Here is a 255-nt window from a genome sequence, read left to right on the forward strand (position 1 = left end):
GCACCTCGGCCTTCAGAGAGCGGTGAAAGCGCTCGATCTTTCCGTTGGTCTGCGGATGGTACGGACTGCTGTGGCTGCTGCGCACGCCCAGGCGGATCAGCCAGACATCCAGGGAACTCAGGTGGCCAGGGGCGCTGGGTGAGCGCCAGGGCGAGCCGTTGTCGGAATTGATGCGCGCAGGCAGCCCATAGCGCTCAAAGACCCCCTGCAGCAGCGTCTGGACCGTGGCAGCGTCGGTCTTGCTACAAGCCGTCG

The 255-nt window shown here is 65.5% G+C and carries 1 protein-coding gene; it reads right to left on the reverse strand.

The features are described 5' to 3' along the window. Positions 1 to 255, reverse strand: a 255-nt coding sequence (locus NFX52_RS30690; RefSeq protein ID WP_252636047.1) for an integrase core domain-containing protein, incomplete at both ends; no start/stop codon positions are given.

Source organism: Acidovorax facilis, from assembly GCF_023913775.1.
GTDB classification, from domain to species: Bacteria; Pseudomonadota; Gammaproteobacteria; order Burkholderiales; family Burkholderiaceae_C; genus Acidovorax; species Acidovorax facilis.